This window comes from Pseudomonas sp. QD4, assembly GCF_049199125.1.
GTDB lineage: Bacteria > Pseudomonadota > Gammaproteobacteria > Pseudomonadales > Pseudomonadaceae > Aquipseudomonas.
Map to the genome: position 1 here is coordinate 626,670 of NZ_JBLZOM010000002.1, position 16,659 is coordinate 643,328.

The 16,659-nt window shown below is 62.7% G+C and carries 18 protein-coding genes; 4 read left to right on the plus strand and 14 right to left on the minus strand.

Annotation, left to right across the window (positions count from 1 at the left end; translation table 11 throughout):
• Positions 1–56 precede the first annotated feature (56 nt).
• The gene (locus tag ACOZJV_RS13820) at positions 57–1,148 is read right to left on the minus strand and encodes a type I restriction endonuclease (RefSeq protein WP_201129842.1); all 1,092 of its coding nucleotides are present in this window, start codon (positions 1,146–1,148) and stop codon (positions 57–59) included.
• Between the two features lie 205 nt (positions 1,149–1,353).
• On the opposite strand from ACOZJV_RS13820, the gene ACOZJV_RS13825 reads away from it, so the two are divergent.
• Entirely contained in the window at positions 1,354–1,764 is a 411-nt protein-coding gene (locus ACOZJV_RS13825; protein WP_020297437.1) for a low affinity iron permease family protein, read from the plus strand.
• 45 nt (positions 1,765–1,809) lie between these two features.
• Here ACOZJV_RS13825 and ACOZJV_RS13830 read toward each other — a convergent pair whose 3' ends face one another.
• The 7 genes from ACOZJV_RS13830 to yiaY all read right to left on the minus strand — a co-directional run bounded on the left by ACOZJV_RS13830 (position 1,810) and on the right by yiaY (position 8,699).
• A complete protein-coding gene (locus ACOZJV_RS13830) occupies positions 1,810–2,718 on the minus strand; it encodes an SDR family oxidoreductase (RefSeq protein WP_421547871.1) in 909 nt (302 codons plus the stop codon).
• 105 nt (positions 2,719–2,823) lie between these two features.
• Positions 2,824–3,327 carry a DUF4142 domain-containing protein gene (locus tag ACOZJV_RS13835; RefSeq protein WP_020297438.1) on the minus strand — a complete coding sequence of 168 codons (504 nt, stop codon included), beginning with the start codon at positions 3,325–3,327 and terminating at the stop codon, positions 2,824–2,826.
• A gap of 243 nt (positions 3,328–3,570) precedes the next feature.
• Complete coding sequence (locus ACOZJV_RS13840; RefSeq protein ID WP_421547872.1) at positions 3,571–4,917, minus strand: diguanylate cyclase domain-containing protein; 1,347 nt, start codon at positions 4,915–4,917, stop codon at positions 3,571–3,573.
• Positions 4,918–5,021: 104 nt separating this feature from the next.
• Entirely contained in the window at positions 5,022–5,660 is a 639-nt protein-coding gene (locus ACOZJV_RS13845; protein WP_078473148.1) for a LysE family translocator, read from the minus strand.
• A gap of 244 nt (positions 5,661–5,904) precedes the next feature.
• A complete protein-coding gene (locus ACOZJV_RS13850; RefSeq protein ID WP_421547873.1) occupies positions 5,905–6,642 on the minus strand; it encodes a hypothetical protein in 738 nt (245 codons plus the stop codon).
• Between the two features lie 25 nt (positions 6,643–6,667).
• On the minus strand, positions 6,668–7,402 hold the full coding sequence (locus ACOZJV_RS13855; RefSeq protein ID WP_421547874.1) for a hypothetical protein: 735 nt from the start codon (positions 7,400–7,402) through the stop codon (positions 6,668–6,670).
• Positions 7,403–7,550: 148 nt separating this feature from the next.
• Entirely contained in the window at positions 7,551–8,699 is a 1,149-nt protein-coding gene (yiaY, locus tag ACOZJV_RS13860) for an L-threonine dehydrogenase (RefSeq protein WP_078473145.1), read from the minus strand.
• A 148-nt stretch (positions 8,700–8,847) separates the two neighbouring features.
• Here yiaY and ACOZJV_RS13865 point away from each other — a divergent pair, with 148 nt between their 5' ends.
• Positions 8,848–9,867, plus strand: coding sequence for a DUF4917 family protein (locus ACOZJV_RS13865; protein ID WP_421548320.1), 1,020 nt, complete (start codon positions 8,848–8,850; stop codon positions 9,865–9,867).
• A 184-nt stretch (positions 9,868–10,051) separates the two neighbouring features.
• Here the strand turns inward: ACOZJV_RS13865 and ACOZJV_RS13870 are convergent, their stop codons facing one another.
• Positions 10,052–10,591 carry a helix-turn-helix domain-containing protein gene (locus ACOZJV_RS13870; RefSeq protein WP_020297446.1) on the minus strand — a complete coding sequence of 180 codons (540 nt, stop codon included), beginning with the start codon at positions 10,589–10,591 and terminating at the stop codon, positions 10,052–10,054.
• 159 nt (positions 10,592–10,750) lie between these two features.
• On the opposite strand from ACOZJV_RS13870, the gene ACOZJV_RS13875 reads away from it, so the two are divergent.
• Both ACOZJV_RS13875 and ACOZJV_RS13880 read left to right on the plus strand, forming a co-directional pair.
• Entirely contained in the window at positions 10,751–11,533 is a 783-nt protein-coding gene (locus ACOZJV_RS13875) for an aldolase (RefSeq protein WP_421547875.1), read from the plus strand.
• A gap of 29 nt (positions 11,534–11,562) precedes the next feature.
• On the plus strand, positions 11,563–12,450 hold the full coding sequence (locus ACOZJV_RS13880; protein WP_421547876.1) for a dihydrodipicolinate synthase family protein: 888 nt from the start codon (positions 11,563–11,565) through the stop codon (positions 12,448–12,450).
• Between the two features lie 69 nt (positions 12,451–12,519).
• On the opposite strand, the gene ACOZJV_RS13885 is transcribed toward ACOZJV_RS13880, so the two are convergent.
• The 5 genes from ACOZJV_RS13885 to ACOZJV_RS13905 form a co-directional block, all read right to left on the minus strand.
• The gene (locus ACOZJV_RS13885) at positions 12,520–13,053 is read right to left on the minus strand and encodes a hypothetical protein (RefSeq protein WP_421547877.1); all 534 of its coding nucleotides are present in this window, start codon (positions 13,051–13,053) and stop codon (positions 12,520–12,522) included.
• Positions 13,053–13,697, minus strand: coding sequence for a hypothetical protein (locus ACOZJV_RS13890; RefSeq protein ID WP_421547878.1), 645 nt, complete (start codon positions 13,695–13,697; stop codon positions 13,053–13,055). The genes ACOZJV_RS13885 and ACOZJV_RS13890 overlap by 1 nt, the downstream gene beginning before the upstream one ends.
• A 197-nt stretch (positions 13,698–13,894) precedes the next feature.
• Positions 13,895–14,239, minus strand: a complete 345-nt coding sequence (locus ACOZJV_RS13895; RefSeq protein WP_421547879.1) for a YegP family protein — start codon at positions 14,237–14,239, stop codon at positions 13,895–13,897.
• 77 nt (positions 14,240–14,316) lie between these two features.
• Positions 14,317–15,747, minus strand: a complete 1,431-nt coding sequence (locus tag ACOZJV_RS13900) for an MFS transporter (protein WP_421547880.1) — start codon at positions 15,745–15,747, stop codon at positions 14,317–14,319.
• Between the two features lie 162 nt (positions 15,748–15,909).
• Positions 15,910–16,659 carry a tRNA-dependent cyclodipeptide synthase gene (locus tag ACOZJV_RS13905; protein ID WP_020297453.1) on the minus strand — a complete coding sequence of 250 codons (750 nt, stop codon included), beginning with the start codon at positions 16,657–16,659 and terminating at the stop codon, positions 15,910–15,912.

Sequence of the window (16,659 nt, forward strand, 5' to 3'; positions counted from 1 at the left end):
ATATCCACCAGGCTCATCCCTGACGCCCGTTGCAGGCGTCAGGAGCAATGCCGGCGTTATTCGTAATAGCCGATGGTCTTTTTCAGGGAATCCGAATACTCGTAGATATCATCGATGGAGTTGAGCGGATGGCGGGTTTCATTTTTGTCTTGGTCGAAAATCCCGATGTACTTTTGTGAGCGATTGAAATGCAGGCGGCAGATGGGTTTGCGGTTGTTGTCATCGAGCAATATGCCGAAGTAGCTCTGGGTATCTCGCTGCACAATGCGCTTGGCATCGACCACAGAACGCACTACTGCACGCACGATGTGGTAACCCTCCAGTTCCTCCAAGGTGGTAAACACCTTGTCCTCGATCTGGTCGAGTTCCTCTTCCTCCGCGCCCCCAGCAGCCCTCCCGGTAGTGGCCATGACAGCAATCGGCGGTTGAATCGCGCCACTCATTGCCGACTTGAGCCGATCGTTGATCTGGTCATTGAGAAATTGCCCCAGGGCCTTTCTCGTCAGCTCATAAAACTGCTCGCGAACCTTCTGGGTAATCACCCCGTCATAGACCCGCGAAGCAAAGACTTTGACAAAGTCGTCGTCGGGTTTGCTGACCTGCGAAGCGATGACCTTTTTAATCTGACTGACATACTTCAACTCCCCCGCTGCATTGATGATCGACTCGACATCAAAGGCTGACTTGGTGAGTTTTGTCAGTTCCGGCACCGCGTATTCATCGATATCCAACAGGTCGAGTTCGAGAAACGGTTTCTCGTCCATCTTGTTCGGCGCATCCAGGTCCGTAAAAAATTTGTAGACCTGACCATTGGTCAAAATGGATATCCGCGCACTGGTCACGTGAAAGTAGCGAAAGAGTTGCGAGGCATGATTGATATGCAAAGGCTCGCCGATCTTTTTGCACTCGATCAAGATCTGGACTTCACCTTCCTTCATAACGGCGTAATCGATTTTTTCGCCTTTTTTGGTCCCGATGTCACACACGAACTCAGGGGTCACTTCCGTTGGATCGAATACGTCGTATCCCAGCACCGTACTGATGAAAGGCATGACAAAGGCATTTTTTGTCGCCTCCTCAGTTTGAATGGCAGCTGCTTGCAAACGTACCTTGGCAGCGAGACTGGCTAACTTTTCGAAGAATTCCATGGGTGACCTCTTACCTTTTCCGATCCGTGTATGAACATGCTGGCAATTTGCCGGCCAACTGATACTAGACACAAACCGACACAAAGAAAGATTTCCCCTCATATAGCGCTGCAACCTAGGGCCGCTAGGCCTCGCGCAGTTAAAAGAAATTCCGCCACCGCGCTGCGGTCAGAAGTTCAGGTCCATTCTGATAAGGAATCCGCTCATGAAGTTTTCCAAGATCTCGCAATCGTTGTCGATGTGGGCCGGGAGCCCGAAGACGTTTCTGGTGGCGGTCGGCCTGATTGTGCTGTGGGGGCTGAGTGGGCCGATTTTCCATTTCAATGACACCTGGCAGCTGATCATCAACACCTCGACCACCATCATCACGTTTCTGATGGTGTTCCTGATCCAGAACACCCAGAACCGCGACAACGACATTTTGCATATCAAGATCGATGAGTTGCTGCGCGCCACCCAGGATGCGCACAACGCGGTGCTGAGCCTCGATGGGCTGGACCTCAAGCAGTTGGAGAAACTGCGCAGCCAGTACAAGGAAATCGGCCGTGGCGATTCCCTCAACCTCGACGCCTCGGGCGCCGAAGACGGTCGCAAGACCGATTTGAATCAGTGCTGAATTCGCCCCGGGGCTGGTCAGCGACCGGCCCCGAAGCGCTGGGGCTTATGGCAGTGGATTGCCGCCGGTGACGCCGAACACTTCGCCGGTGATGTAGCTCGACTCCTGGGACGCCAGCAGCACATAGAGCGGCGCGCACTCTGCCGGTTGGCCGGGGCGTTTCATTGGGGTTTGCAGGCCGAATTCGGGAATTTTATCCCGCGGCTGGCCGCCACTGGGCTGCAGCACGGTCCAGATCGGACCGGGTGCCACCGCGTTGACCCGGATCCCCTGCTCGATCACTTGCTTGGCCAGGGCCTTGGTGAAGGCCACGATCGCCGCCTTGGTGGTGGCGTAGTCGAGCAAGGTGGCCGAGGGCTGATACGACTGGATCGACGCGGTGTTGATCACCGTGGCCCCGGCCGGCATCAGCGGCAACGCCGCCTTGCAGATCCAGAACATGGCGTAGACGTTGGTTTTCAGGGTGGCGTCGAACTGCTCGGTGCTGAGTTCGGCGATGTGTTGCTGCGCCACCTGCTTGCCCGCCACATTGACCAGGATGTCCAGGCCACCCAGTTGCTGATGGGCGCTGCGCACCAGTTCCAGGCAGAAGGCTTCGTCGCGAATATCGCCGGGCAGCGCCACAGCCTTGCGCCCCTCGGCCTGGATCAGTTCGATGACCTGGCGCGCGTCCCGCTCTTCCTCGGGCAAATAGTTGATCGCCACATCGGCGCCCTCCCGGGCATAGGCAATGGCGGCCGCCCGACCAATGCCCGAGTCGCCGCCGGTGATCAGTGCCTTGCGTCCCTTGAGTCGGCCAAAACCCTGGTAGCTCTGCTCACCGTGGTCCGGCCGGGGCGTCATGTTCTGGTCGATACCGGGGGCGGTTTGTGGCTGATCGGGAAATTTCGGCTGTGGGTACTGGGTCAGGGGGTTTTGCATTTCGTACTGATTGCGCACGTGTTGAGTCGACATCGCCGGTCTCCTTGGAAGGGCTGATCAAAATCTGACAGTGGGCTGGGGGCCTGGAACAGGTAGCGGGTGAGCGGCCAAGGCGGCTCACCCACAGGCCTCAGGAAATCAACGGCTGGCTTGCAGGGCCCGGGCCATTTGCAGGTGATTTTCCAGCTTGGGCAGGGTTTCCTCGGCAAACGCCTGGAGCTCGGGAACCTCGCTGGTCTGGGCCTGCTGCTGGATCTGCTCGATGGCTTCTTCAGTGGCCTTGACCTGGCTGGCGGCGTAGGCGGCGTCGAAGGCTTCGCCTTCGGGCACCTGCGGCATCATGGTTTTGGCCTTGCTCAGCACTTCTTCACGGGGCGCCACCGGCAGGTCCAGTTGCTTGGCGATCTTGGCCAGGTGCTGGTTGGCTGTGGTGCGGTCATTGATCACCACGATGGTGTAATCCTTGACCTCCTTGGACGAGGTTTTCTGGTGCGCCATGCGGCTGGCTTCAATGTCGGCGATGCCCTTGGCCGAGGCGTCGTCGATAAATGCGGCTGGCGACTGCGCGAAGGCGCTGGTCGCGCCCAGGCTCAGCAGCAGTGCCAGGCTGGCAGTGCGTAATGGGTTGGCCATGCGGCTCATGGTTTCGCCCTCCTTACTCAGGGGTGAACAACTCAGGGTGTGATAACGCGACTCGGTAGTGCCGCCTGTATGGCATGTGAAATTTCGCGGCGACAAAGGTTTAGAAAAATCCCCCTTGCCGCGACGAACGGTGCCTGGCCGCGCCGCCCAACACCCGCCAATCGCCACGCGAACCGCGGACACAGGATGGGCCCCAGGTGCAGGGGCCAGCCACCTCGGGCAAGGTGCTTCAGGCGGCGGCAATCACGCTCGGGAGTGGGCCTTGCGCGCCCGCTTGGCCCGGTACATCGCGTCGTCGGCGTGCTTGAACAGTGACTGTTCTTCCAGGCCATGCTCGGGGTACAGGCCGATGCCGATGCTGGGCCGGATGCTCAGGGAGTGGCCGTCCAGGCGCAGTGGGTCGCCCAGCACCTGACAGATTTTGTCGGCCACGGTGTCGGCGTCCGCGGCCGCCTGCATGCTTTCAAGCAGAATCACGAACTCGTCGCCGCCGATCCGCGCCACGGTATCGCACTCACGCACACAGCCCTTGAGCCGGCTGGCAACGGCCTGCAGCAGCATGTCGCCGACGGCATGGCCGTAGGTGTCGTTGACCTGCTTGAACTGGTCGAGGTCGATGTACAGCAGGGCCATGCGCCCCGATTCGCGCCGGGCCCGGGCCAGTGAATGGCGCAGGCGCTCCTTGAGCAGCTCGCGGTTGGGCAACTGGGTCAACTGGTCGTATTCGGCCATGTATTGCAGGCGGGCCTGCAACTGCTGGCGTTCGATGGCGGTGGTCAGTTGGGCGCAGACGTACTGCAGCAGTTCCTGGTCCTGCTCGGTATAGCGTTCGCCCGGCGCGCTCCTGACCACCAGCGCTCCGATGGTGCCTTTCTGCGAGTTGAGCGGCACCCCGAGCCAGCACGTGCTGTCCGGCTCCGGCATGGGTGGGAAAGACTCCGGCAGCGGCTCGCCGGAGTCTGGGGTCAGGCGCAACGGCAGGCCGCTGCGGATCACTTCGGCACACACCCGGCCGGTGAAACTGCCCGTGCGTTCCGGCTGCTGCTCGCTGGGGTCGACATGGTAGGCAAAGCTCATGGCCTGGGAGTGCGGGTCCTGCAGGGCCACTGAAAAATTCAGTGCCGGCAGCCATTCACCGATGATCCGATGCACCCGCTGGAACAGGCCGAGCAGGTCTTCGGCGCCCTGGGCCGCTTCGGAAATCGCATACAGCGCAGCCTGCCTGGACTCGGCCAGCTTGCGCTCGGTGATATCCCGGGCCACGGCAATGCGCAGTTGATCGACCTCCGACCAGCGCGCCGACCAGAGGATATGGGCGATGCGCCCATCCTTGCGCAGGTAGCGGTTTTCGAAATTGGGCATCGGCACCCCGGCCATGATCTCCCGCGCGGCCTGCAGGGTGCGCTCGCGATCTGCCGGGTGCACCAGTTCGATCATGGCAGTGCCCACCAGCTCTTCGGGGGTGTAGCCGAAAATCCGCTCGCAGGCGGCGCTGACAAAGACGAAGCGGCCGTTGCTGTCCACCGCACACACGGCATCCAGCAACAGGTCGATAAAGCTGGCCAGAGGCGCTGAATTCTTGGTTGCCATCAGGGAAGGGACTGCCTTGCAAATGAAACGCCGAGTATCAATCCCTGGGCCTGGTCAAACGGCATCGGCCGCTGACGCTTCGCTGCTGCAGCCTTGCAGCGCGGTTATCCCTTGTTGCTGATCAGCCCCGGCAGCGCATGCACCAGGGCATTGATGGCGAAGCCGATGAACATTACTCCGCAAACCCGCGTAATAGCCAGCTCATGGCGCTGGTACAGGGTGCGTATCTGACGGGCACCGACCACGCCGATCAGGATCGCGTAGGCCACCACACCGCCCAGGAAACTCAGCAGAATCAGCCACGGCAGCATCGACCAGGTCAAGAGCTCGGCGCGGCTGGAGAGCAGTGCGGTAAAGGTCGCCACCGCCACCGGGTAGGCCTTGGGGTTGGTCAGGCCGAACAGAATGCCGTGCCAGAACGGTTGCCGCGCCGCGCCCTGGGGGGCGTCGCTGCCGGTACTGCGGGTGCGGATCGCACGCAGGCCGAGCCAGAACAGGTACAGGCCGCTGAGCACGCCCAGTACATCAAAGGCACTGCTGCCGATCTCACGGGCGCCGACAATGGCGACCAGCGCGGTGCTGCACCAGACCACATCCCCCAGCAGATGGCCACAGAGAAACCCGGCCCCGGCCCGTCGGCCCCGGGCGGCGCCAATACCGAACACCGCCAGCACGCCCGGGCCGGGGGTGATGCCATAGATAAAGCCGGAAGCGAGCACGGCCAGCAACAGTGATGCAGTCATCGACAAAACTCCGCAATGTGCCCCGCAGACAATGCCTGGCACAGAATCAAGGGGGGGATTCTGCACGAAGCCTGGCGCTGATCACCAGCCGGTTCGATCAAAAGACCAGGTCCGGCCGGTAGACCGCAACGCCCTCCTTCGCGACTCGGGCTGGGGCATCAACCCGGCCTCGGCGTCGAGCGCCAGCACGGCCGCGAGCCGGCCGTGGATCGGGCAGGCACCACGCATGGGTTCGCCGCAGCCCTCAGCGCCAGGCCTTCAGACCTGGGGGCACGCTGTAGCGCTGGCCGTCATAACGCAAGGTGGTGGTGGCGGTACGGGTGTGGCTGGAGGCCGTGGTGCAATCGGCGCCCTGTTCAAGGGCTTCGCTGTCGGTGGCCACGGTGGTGACGATCAGGTCGGCGTACCCCTGACTGCGGGTCTTGGCCACGGCCACGGTACTTTTGCTGTCGGAGAAATGCCCGTTGCAGCGGGTATCCCATTCACCACTGGAAGACTCCACCACCAGCTTCTCCAGGATCGGACGCAGCGTCTTGCCATCGCGCACGTACAGGGTCAGCCAGGTTTCGCCATCGGGGTTGGCGCGGGAGGTGCCTTCGAAAAAACTGCGGATGCCAAAGGCCCGCACCTGCTCGTTCAAGCGATAGCGCGCCGTGTCGATACCCAGGCCACGGAAGGTGCTGGTGTCGGAAAGAATCGCCGCAGGCAGGGAGTAAGACGCCTGGACGCTGCCGTCGCGGCTGGACACCAGCGCCAGCTGCAGCTCATAGCTGCCGGGCTCTTCGGGCGGCAAGGCCTGTTGCGGATGCTCCAACCGCGCCTGCCCGGTGATTCGGGTGCCGGGGTAGGCTGGCCAGTCCTTGCACACCTCATACAGCACCTCGGCCCCGGAATAGGCACTGGCTCGGCATTCGGCCGCAGCCTGGACGGCGACGCCACACAGGCCCAGCGCGATCACGCCACGCAGGCAAAACCGCTTCATGTTCATCCACACCTCTTGAAAATGTTCATTCGTCACGCAGGCCCTGAGGCACCACGTAGCGTTGGCCGTCGTAACGCAGGGTGACCTGGCTGACCTGTGGCGGGCTGTTTTTTTCCAGGCATTGGTCGCCGCGCTGGGTGGCTTGGCGCTTGACCACAGAGGTCTTGACGATCAGGTCGGCGAAGCCGTGGCTGCGGGTGGTGGCCATGGCCAGGGTACGTTTGCGGGTGCTGAATTGGCCCTGGCAGCGACCTTCGCTTTCGCCCCCGTACTGATACACGTTGAGGTCGCTTAACAGCGGGCGCAGTGCTTGCCCCTGGACCACGAACAGCGAGAGGTTTTCACTGGCGAACGGGTTGTACATCGATTCGTGGCTGAAATGGCTGCGAATGCCGAAGGCGCGAACACCTTCGCCCACCTGATAACGCGCGGTGTCCACGGACAACCCATCGAAGGCCACGGCATCGGAGCTGATGGCTTGTGTCTGCGTGTAAGACGCCTTGACCTGCTGGCTGCCGGCATCGACCAGGGTCACGAGCAGGTCGAACAGGCCGGCCTGCGTTTCGCCCGTGACGTTATCGGGCGCGGTGGCCAGGGCGCGGATCTGCACCCCGGCCTGGGCCGGCCAATCCTTGCACGCCCTGTACCCCAGGGTGCCCGGTGGCAGCGGCGGTTCCTGGCATTGCGCGTGACTCTGGCTGGCCAACAGCAGCAGGCCACTGGCGGCCAGGCCTGTCAGCAAAGGGTGGTTGAAGATCATGCCTGCTCCCTGCGTTACCCAAAAAAGCCCGTTTCGGCGGCGCACTATCGCCGCTCAGCCGATTGCTTTCAATGGTGCAGGCCAGGGAGTGTGAGGGCAGGCCGGCCCCTGAGGTTCAGGGGCCGGCGTGGGGTGCGGGGTCAGCGGATCAGAAGGCGCTGCGGAAGATTTCTTCGATCTGCCGTTGGTCCGCCGCCCGAGGGTTGGTCAGGCCGCAGGCGTCTTTCAGGGCGTTGGCGGCGAGGATCGGGATGTCCGGCAACTTGGCGCCCAACTGGCGCAGGCCGGCCGGGATGTCCACGTCCCGAGCCAGGCTGCGAATCGCGGCGATGGCCGCCTGGGCGCCCTCTTCCGGGCTGAAGCCGCGAATGTCGGCGCCCATGGCGTGGGCCACATCGGTCAGGCGTTCGGCACAGACCGAGGCGTTGAAACTCTGCACATGGGGCAGCAACACCGCATTGCACACACCGTGGGGCAGGTCATAGAACCCGCCCAACTGGTGCGCCATGGCATGCACGAAACCCAGGGAGGCATTGTTGAAGGCCATGCCGGCGAGGAACTGGGCGTACGCCATGTTCTCCCGGGCCGTGAGGTCGGAGCCGTCGTGCACCGCCTGGCGCAGGTTGTTGCTGATCATGTCGATGGCTTTCAACGCACAGGCGTCGGTGATCGGGTTGGCCGCAGTCGACACATAGGCTTCGATCGCGTGGGTCAGGGCGTCCATGCCGGTGGCGGCAGTCAGGCCCTTGGGCATGGCGACCATCAGCGCCGGGTCGTTGACCGACAGCAGCGGCGTGACGTTGCGGTCGACAATGGCCATTTTCACGTGGCGCGCTTCGTCGGTGATGATGCAGAAGCGGGTCATCTCGCTGGCAGTGCCGGCGGTGGTGTTGATGGCGATCAGCGGCAGCTGCGGTTTGGCCGACTGGTCGACGCCCTCGTAGTCACGGATATGCCCGCCATTGGTGGCGCACAGGGCAATGCCCTTGGCGCAGTCATGGGGCGAACCGCCGCCCAGGGAAATCACGAAATCGCAGTTGCCCTCGCGCAGGCGCAGCAGGCCCTGTTCGACGTTATCAATGCTCGGGTTGGGCTTGGCGCCGTCGAACACCAGCGAGTCGATGTCCTGCATCGCCAGCTTCTCGGCGATCATGCTCGCCACCCCGGCTTTGGCCAGGCCGGCATCGGTGACGATCAGCGCCTTGCGAAAGCCGTAGTTGCGAATCGCGTTCATGGCCTCGTCGAGACAGCCAATGCCCATGATGTTGACCGCGGGAATAAAAAACGTGCTGCTCATGGAAAATCCTCTTGGCTGGGCCGAACCGCGAAACGCCAATTCAGCAAATGCCTACAGGATCGACCCATCGGTCACCGCCGATCTTGACCTGGCTCAACAGTCGGTCGTGATAAAGTCGGCGCCCTGTGCCTTGAGACGACGAACCGCGATGATGGATTTCCAGGAATTTGACGCCAACCTTGGAGACTGGGAGGCCTTGCGCGCCAGCACGCCGATTGCCGGGCTGCTGATCGGCAATGGTGCCAGCCGTGCGGTCTGGGACGATTTCGCCTATGACTCGCTGTTCGAAAACGCGCGCACCGTCGAAGAAAAACCCTTGAGCCAGTCCGAACTGAGTGTGTTCGACGCCCTGCAGACCCGCAGCTTCGAACAGGTGCTCGGCGCCCTGAAGACCACCAGCCGGGTCAACAAGGCCCTGGCCGTGAGTTCGGCAGCGCCGCGCAATCGCTACTACGCGATCAAGGAAGCGCTGATCAACACCGTGCACGCGGTGCACATCCCCTGGCGCCTGGTGCAACCGGCGAGCCTGGCCTTGATCAATCAGGAACTGCGCCGCTATCGCACGGTGTTCACCACCAATTACGACCTGCTCAACTACTGGGCGATCCAGCATGACAACCCGGGTATCGACGACCTGTTCCACGGCAGCGAACCGATGTTCGATGTGCGCGATACCGCCAGCAGCGACACGCGCTTTTTGTACCTGCACGGGGGCCTGCACCTGGTGCGCAACGTCGACGGCAGCGCACGCAAACTGACCTCCACCGAGGGCACGCTGCTGGGCAGCTTCGCCATCAACAACACCATCAAGACCCTGGATGACGTGCCGCTGTTCGTCACCGAAGGGCCGCTGGCAGACAAGCTCAAGACCATTCGCAGCAGCGATTACCTGTCGTTCTGCTACGAGCAACTGCTGGGCCACGGCGACGCCTTGTGCATCTTCGGCCACAACCTCGGCCCCCAGGACAACCACCTGGTGCAAGCCATCCGCCAATCCGGGAGCAAGACCCTGGCGATCTCGATCCACCCGCGCAGCAAGGCCTTTATCCAGCACCAGAAACGCCACTACGCCACGCTGTTCGACGGCATGGACGTGACGCTGCGTTTCTTCGATGCCAAGAGCCATGCGCTGGGCAATCCGAAACTGTCGGTGCCTGTCGAACGTTGAATGCGTAACCCCGCGCATCCCCCTGTAGCCGCTGCCGCAGGCTCGGAGCCGCGTTCGGACGCTGGCCCTTACCGGCGCCGTGAGGCGTCAGGCAAATGGAGGTCGTTGCAGATGGCCTGCGCAGCCTCGCACGCTCGGCAGCGGCTACAACGCTCAACGACGGCGTTGTGTGTCATGCAGGTCGCTACTGCTCCCCGCTATGCACCACCACCAGCAACTGCGCCTGGACCTCGCCCACCGAGCGGATGCGGTGGGGTTTCTGGGCGTTGAAGTGCAGGGCGTCGCCGCGATTGAGCAGCACCCGTTCGTTCATGAAGTCGACTTCGACCTGGCCTTCGTGGACAAACAGAAACTCCTCCCCCAGGTGCTCCTTGAAGGTCTTGTCGCTGAACTCCCTGGCCGGATAAATGATGAACGGCAACAGGCTGCGCTCGCTGACCTGATGGGCCAGCACCGCATATCCCGGCTGGTCGCCGGCCGCCAGGGACTGGCGCTGGTCGCTGCGTACCAGGCTGTAGCTGTCGAGGCTGACGGCGTCTTCGGCGAACAGTTCCTCGACCTTGACGTTCAATGCCTTGGCCAATTTCAGCGCCGCGGCAATCGATGGCGTGTTCAGCCCGCGCTCGACCTTGGACAGGTAACTCTTGGTCATCCCGGATTTTTCAGCCAGGGCCTCCAGAGTCACGCCAAGTTTTTTTCTGAGTAATTTCAAACGGATAGACATGTAGAGCGGTTAATCCATTGAGGAGGCGACGATTTGTGCTTGCCAATGACACAAAGTGTCATATAGCCTCTTTAGTGTCATTTGCTTTAACCCAACGACCTCGCGAGCAGCGGGGGCTGGCAAATCCGACGTCCAAAAGACTCAGTAAAGGACACCGATATGGCCAAGACATTAGCACTACCCAAAGAGCAACTGGTCAAGCAGGCGCTGACCCAGATGCAAAACACCCTGGCGGATAATACGTGGACCGACCGGCAAAAGCTGGCCCTGACCTGCCGCATCCTGTTCGAGAACGGCCACGACTCCGGCCTGGCCGGGCAGATTACCGCCCGCGGCCCGCAACCCGGGACCTACTACACCCAGCAATTGGGCCTGGGTTTCGACGAAATCACCGCCAGCAATCTGTTGCTGGTCAACGAAGACCTGGAGGTGCTCGAAGGCCACGGCATGCCCAACCCGGCCAACCGTTTCCACAGTTGGGTGTACCGTGCGCGGCCGGATGTGAACTGCATCATCCACACGCACCCGACCCACGTCGCCGCGCTGTCGATGCTGGAAGTGCCGCTCGAGGTGTCGCACATGGACCTCTGCCCGCTGTATGAAGATTGCGCGTTTCTCGAAGGCTGGCCGGGGGTGCCGGTGGGCAATGAGGAAGGCGAAATCATCGCCTCGGCCCTGGGCGACAAGCGCGCCATCCTGCTCTCGCACCATGGCCAACTGTCCAGCGGTGCGAGCATCGAGGAGGCCTGTGTGATCGCCCAGTTGATCGAGCGTGCGGCCAAGTTGCAGCTGCTGGCCATGGCCGCCGGCCGCATCAAGCCGATCCTTCCGGAACTGGGGCGCGAAGCCCATGACTGGATTTCCCGGCCCAAACGCCACGCCGCCGCCTTCAACTATTACGCTCGGCAGAACCTCAAGCAGCACGCCGATTGCCTGAACTGAAACCACCCGGACATTAAAGGAGCGACCCCATGTCGACCCCACGCATTCACGGCATCATCGGCTACACCATCACCCCCTTCAGCGCCAACGGCGAACAACTGGACCTGGACGCCCTGGGTCGCTCCATCGACCGCCTGATCGACAGCGGCGTGCACGCCATCGCGCCCCTGGGCAGCACCGGCGAAGGCGCCTACCTGAGCGACGCCGAGTGGGACCAGGTCAGCGAGTTCAGCATCCGCCACGTGGCCAAGCGCGTACCGACCATCGTCAGCGTGTCCGACCTGACCACCGCCAAGGCCGTGCGTCGCGCGCGCTTTGCCGAGCGCCACGGCGCCGACGTGGTGATGGTGCTACCGGCGTCGTACTGGAAACTCAGCGCGGCGGAAATTCTCGCCCACTACCAGGCCATCGGCGCCAGCATCGGCGTGCCGATCATGCTCTACAACAACCCGGCCACCAGCGGCACCGACCTGCCGGTGGAGCTGATCCTGAAAATCTTCCACGCCGTGGAAAACGTGACCATGGTCAAGGAGAGCACCGGCGACATCCAGCGCATGCACCAGCTGCAATTGCTCGGTGAAGGCCAGGTGCCGTTCTACAACGGTTGCAATCCCCTGGCGCTGGAAGCCTTCGCCGCCGGTGCCGCCGGCTGGTGCACCGCCGCGCCGAACCTGATCCCCGAGCTCAACCTGGCGCTGTACCAGGCGGTGCTGGCCAACGACCTGAACCAGGCCCGCGCGCTGTTCTACCGCCAGTTGCCGTTGCTCGACTTCATCCTCAAGGGCGGCCTGCCGACCACCATCAAGGCCGGCCTGGAGCTGACCGGGCTGCCCGTCGGCGAGCCGCGCCGGCCGCTGTTTGCCCTGGACGACGCCGGGCGCCACCAGTTGCAGCAGTTGCTCAACACCCTGGGTTGAATCCAGGCCGAAAAAAAACCCGGGCGCATCTGCGCTCGGGCTTTTGCCTGGGCGATGGCCAGCCACTGCTCAGTGGCTGTTCAACGCCGCCGCCGGCACCGGCTTGAAGATCGGGTCCTTGAGCATCTGCGCGATAAAGTCATCGGTGATGCGCTGCACGTGCGGGTACTGGCCGCCATCGAGATTGACCCAGCCGCGCCAGGAGCTGGTGTGATTGCTGATCAGGTATCGGGCCAGCGGCTGGTCGCCACGGCTGACATGAAAAACCACCTGGCTGTCCCAAGTAGCCGGGGCCGGCACGATAAACAGGGTCAGGGCGCTGAGCAGGCCCAGGGGGATATTCTGCCAACCGAAGTAATCACTGTTGGCCGCCACGATCACGTTGTAGCCCTCGGCGCTGTGGCCATCGAGCACCTGTTCGAAGGTGCCACGGCGCCGCAGTTCATTGCGGATCAGCGCACCGGGAATGGGGCCGATCACGCTGACATTGATCGGCGGCAGCGACTGGCGGTAATCGACCTCGGCCGGCTTGAGGCTGTGAGTGGTCTGGCATCCGCCGAGGCCCAGCATCAGCAGCACCCACAAGCAAAACGTACTGCGCATCACAGGTCTCCCGACAGCATGGCTTTAAGCATCGAGGCCTTGGGCCCCTGCTCCTTGACGATCAACGGCGTGGCTTCTTCCATTTTCTCCAGGTCGACCCGTTGCAGGCTTGGCACCTGCGGGTACTTGGCCCGCACCAGGGCGGCATCGCGCTCCAGATGATCGCTGTGCAGGAAGATGCATTTGGCGCCACCAGCCGACAGACACCCGGCGCGGAAATCACCGACGTAATAGGCCTTGCCGGCTTCCAGCTCCAGGGGGATGGAGAAGTCTTCACGGCTCCAGGAGGTGGCGTTGCCGCGATCGAAATGCAGGTTGTAGATCTCATAGCGCCCGGGCTTGAGCGGCATCACGAACAGGCTGCCGATGCCGTGCCAAGTCTCGCGCACATCACGTGGGGTACGGGCATAGAACTGGTTGTACAGACGCGCGGTGGCAAAACCGTCGCCACCCCGTGGACGGATCAGCAGCATCTGTTCGTTGGCGGTGTACAAAGCCTGCGGCCAGATACCGACCACACCCACCACATAAGCCACGCCCGACTGCGGGTCGGGGTTCATGCTGTCGGCAATTTTGGTGGGAGACAGGCTGTAGCAGCCGCTCAGGGCCAGCAGCGCGGCGAGTAAGACGAGAGGGCGAATCATGAGGTCGCAGGTCCCTTGGACGATGATCGATAACGTCAGCCAGGGCACCAGGCATCCCCACTTCCCTGTGACGGGCGCGGAGGATAAAGCAAGCGATAGCATTTCGCCATAATTCGGTCGTCAAACCGCTGACGGTTTATCTCGAAGACAGCCAGGCTGCGCCGCCCCTGGGAGCGGCGAGCCTGTCAGGACGCGGCCTACAGCGCCGGCACGGTCTTGTCCTTGATCGGACCGACGGGGCCATTGGCCTTGACGCTGGCGATGCCTTTTTCCAGCGCAGCGCTGGAGGAATAGGCCTCGCCGTTGCCGATGACCTGGTGGTTGGCGGCCTTGAGGTTGAAGTACGGATGACCGTCCTTGGTGGTCTTGCGTTCGTAGCGCTCATCCAGTGCGCTGTTGGTGCGTACCGCAGCGATGCCATTTTCGGCAGCGCTGCGGGTGGTATACAGCTCGCTGGTGAGCAGGGTTTCGGCATTGGCCGCCTTCAGGACAAAACGGAACTGGCCATTGCTGCTTTTGCTCAACTCGTACCATCCGGACATAAACGTGCTCCTTGGGTGATCAGGCAGTGAAGGTGCCTTGAGAGTAAAGACCCTGGCCAAACTTTAGCCACCCGCCCTCAACCACCCCTCGCGCCCTCCTCCACCACGCCCAGGCCCTGGGGTTGACGCTGGCGCAGCAGCACACTCACCGCCGCCCACACCGCCAGGGTCACACCGGCCAGAAACAGCATCACGGCGCGGTAACCGTTGAGAAAGGCAGCGTGCCCATCGTCCACCGGGGTCGCGGAAAAGTGGTGATACAGGCCCACCCCCAACGCCAGGCCCAGGCCGCCGCCGACGTTGTGCAAGGTCATCAGCGAGCCCATGGCCACCGAGCCGACCTCCTGGGGCACCGAGGAAATCCCCAGTACCGTCGACGGTCCGAGAATGCTCGCCCAGCCCAGGCCCATGATCACAAAGGCGGCCAACAGGTACGGCAGCGAGGTCTGGCCATCGAAACCGGCCTGCAACAGCGCCGACAACACAAACAACAGCAACCCGGTCTTGATCAGCAGCGCCGGGCCCTTGCGGTCCACCAGGCGTCCCACCAGGGGCGAGAGCACGGCCACGCCGAGGGTGGTGGGCAGCAGCAGCCAGCCGCTGGCCTGCACGCTTTCGCCACGGATCAACGCCAGGTACAGCGGCATGACAAAGAACGCCACGCAATAGAACACCGCCAGGCCAAAGCTGGCCAAGACCCCGGCGACAAAGCGCCGGTTGGCGAACAGTTTGAGGTCGATGATCGGCGCCGCGACCCGTTGCTCCACCGCCACAAAGGCCGCCAGGGCCAATACGGCAATGGCGATCAGCGCCAGGGTGGTCGACGACTCCCAGCCCCAGGCCGCGCCCTGGACGATCACCAGCACCAGGCTCGGCAAGCCGATCAGCAACAGCAGCGCCCCCAGCCAATCCAGGCGTGCCCCGCTGGCGGGTGCCCGCGATTCGTCGACGCTGACGCTGCAAATGGCCAGGCTCAGGAGCACGAATGGCACGTTGATCAGGAAGATCCACTGCCAGCCAAAGGCGCTGGTGATGACACCGCCAAGCACCGGCCCGATGGCCAGGCCCACGCCGTTGACCCCGAACAGCACGCCAAACGCCTTGCCCTGTTCGGCGCTGTCGAAGGTGCTGGAGACAATCGCCCCCGACGCGGTGTAGAGCACCGCGCAGGCCAGGCCCTGGACGATCCGGGCGACGATCAGGCCGTCGATCCGGCTGGCCAGCCCGGCCGCCAATGACGCCAGGCCAAACACCGTCAGGCCGATAAACAGCACGCGCTTGCGCCCATGCAGATCAGCCAGGCGCCCCACCAGCACCATGAAACTTGAAAGGGCGAGGATAAAACCGTTGATCACCCATTGCAGGCTGTCGACCGAGGCGCCGAGGTCGGTTTGCAGTGCCGGCAGCGCGGTGTTGACGATGGTGAAATCGACACACCCGAGAAAACTGGCAATGCTCACTCCGAGCAGTGCCCACCATTTGCGTTGCTGTTGCGCAAAAACGCTCATGGAAACTCCTTAGCGAAAAATCATGGAAATCTGCTGCCGCTGCGGCCGGCCGGGCGGGCCCTGGGCTGGACGATGGGCGGTTGGGCCGAGATCGTCCGGGGGCTGAGGGCCAGCGCAGCCTCGTACCTTGGCAGCGGCTACAGATTGCGGGTTGCAGGGGGGCTAGATGGCGATGGCTCCACTGGACCAGTTGGGGTGGATGACGCCGGGCAAGGTGAAGGGGATCGGGATCCCGCGTTTCTTGAACTTGAGCGGCAGCCAGCGCACCCGGTCCGGGCTGTGGGGCTCGATCAACAGGTCGCGGCTGGTGGCCATGGCGGCGGTCATCTGCTGCGGGTACAGCACGTAGTCATACCCCTCGGCCGCCCACAGCGGCAGGATGATCGGGATTTCCTCGAGGATGTATTCGCGGCACTGGGCCGCCGCGCGCTCGATGTCGGCGTGTTCGTCCCGTAGACGCAAGCGATCGGTAAACACCGCGATGGTGCTTTCAATCGCTTCGCGCAGTTCGTGGCGCTCGTGGTAGACCAGGTTCAGTTGCTGGCGCAGTTCGGCGTAGTGATCGCTGGCCAGTTCCTGGTTCCAGCGGGTGATCTGGTACGGCACCCGCAGGCCATCGAGGATGCTCTGGTTGCGCGCCAGCCAGGCATCGCCGTCGCGGATCGAGGCCGACAGCGCTTCGCCCGGGGATTTGCCGTGCTTGTTGTGGCGCTGCAAGGTGTCGGCCACCACCACTTTGACATGGCTGAAGCCGGACTGATTGATCAGGTGAATGGTCGAACGCAGCTTCTGGTCCTCGTGGTATTCCTGGCCGACGCTGACCGCCAGCACCACACGCTTGCCTTCGAACTCATGTTCTTCGCCGCCCTTGTTGAAGTAGGCCTTGAGGTTGATTTCCTGCACGTTGCTCAT

What these genes read in the sequence shown, in the direction of transcription:
- ACOZJV_RS13825 (WP_020297437.1), top strand. Translation starts at nt 1,354, where the DNA reads ATGAAGTTTTCCAAGATCTCGCAATCGTTGTCGATGTGGGCCGGGAGC.
- ACOZJV_RS13845 (WP_078473148.1), bottom strand. Translation starts at nt 5,660, where the DNA reads ATGACTGCATCACTGTTGCTGGCCGTGCTCGCTTCCGGCTTTATCTAT.
- ACOZJV_RS13850 (WP_421547873.1), bottom strand. Translation starts at nt 6,642, where the DNA reads ATGAAGCGGTTTTGCCTGCGTGGCGTGATCGCGCTGGGCCTGTGTGGC.
- ACOZJV_RS13885 (WP_421547877.1), bottom strand. Translation starts at nt 13,053, where the DNA reads ATGCGCAGTACGTTTTGCTTGTGGGTGCTGCTGATGCTGGGCCTCGGC.
- ACOZJV_RS13855 (WP_421547874.1), bottom strand. Translation starts at nt 7,402, where the DNA reads ATGATCTTCAACCACCCTTTGCTGACAGGCCTGGCCGCCAGTGGCCTG.
- ACOZJV_RS13830 (WP_421547871.1), bottom strand. Translation starts at nt 2,718, where the DNA reads ATGTCGACTCAACACGTGCGCAATCAGTACGAAATGCAAAACCCCCTG.
- ACOZJV_RS13900 (WP_421547880.1), bottom strand. Translation starts at nt 15,747, where the DNA reads ATGAGCGTTTTTGCGCAACAGCAACGCAAATGGTGGGCACTGCTCGGA.
- ACOZJV_RS13905 (WP_020297453.1), bottom strand. Translation starts at nt 16,659, where the DNA reads ATGAGCAACGTGCAGGAAATCAACCTCAAGGCCTACTTCAACAAGGGC.
- yiaY (WP_078473145.1), bottom strand. Translation starts at nt 8,699, where the DNA reads ATGAGCAGCACGTTTTTTATTCCCGCGGTCAACATCATGGGCATTGGC.
- ACOZJV_RS13880 (WP_421547876.1), top strand. Translation starts at nt 11,563, where the DNA reads ATGTCGACCCCACGCATTCACGGCATCATCGGCTACACCATCACCCCC.
- ACOZJV_RS13895 (WP_421547879.1), bottom strand. Translation starts at nt 14,239, where the DNA reads ATGTCCGGATGGTACGAGTTGAGCAAAAGCAGCAATGGCCAGTTCCGT.
- ACOZJV_RS13865 (WP_421548320.1), top strand. Translation starts at nt 8,848, where the DNA reads ATGATGGATTTCCAGGAATTTGACGCCAACCTTGGAGACTGGGAGGCC.
- ACOZJV_RS13835 (WP_020297438.1), bottom strand. Translation starts at nt 3,327, where the DNA reads ATGAGCCGCATGGCCAACCCATTACGCACTGCCAGCCTGGCACTGCTG.
- ACOZJV_RS13875 (WP_421547875.1), top strand. Translation starts at nt 10,751, where the DNA reads ATGGCCAAGACATTAGCACTACCCAAAGAGCAACTGGTCAAGCAGGCG.
- ACOZJV_RS13890 (WP_421547878.1), bottom strand. Translation starts at nt 13,697, where the DNA reads ATGATTCGCCCTCTCGTCTTACTCGCCGCGCTGCTGGCCCTGAGCGGC.
- ACOZJV_RS13840 (WP_421547872.1), bottom strand. Translation starts at nt 4,917, where the DNA reads ATGGCAACCAAGAATTCAGCGCCTCTGGCCAGCTTTATCGACCTGTTG.
- ACOZJV_RS13820 (WP_201129842.1), bottom strand. Translation starts at nt 1,148, where the DNA reads ATGGAATTCTTCGAAAAGTTAGCCAGTCTCGCTGCCAAGGTACGTTTG.
- ACOZJV_RS13870 (WP_020297446.1), bottom strand. Translation starts at nt 10,591, where the DNA reads ATGTCTATCCGTTTGAAATTACTCAGAAAAAAACTTGGCGTGACTCTG.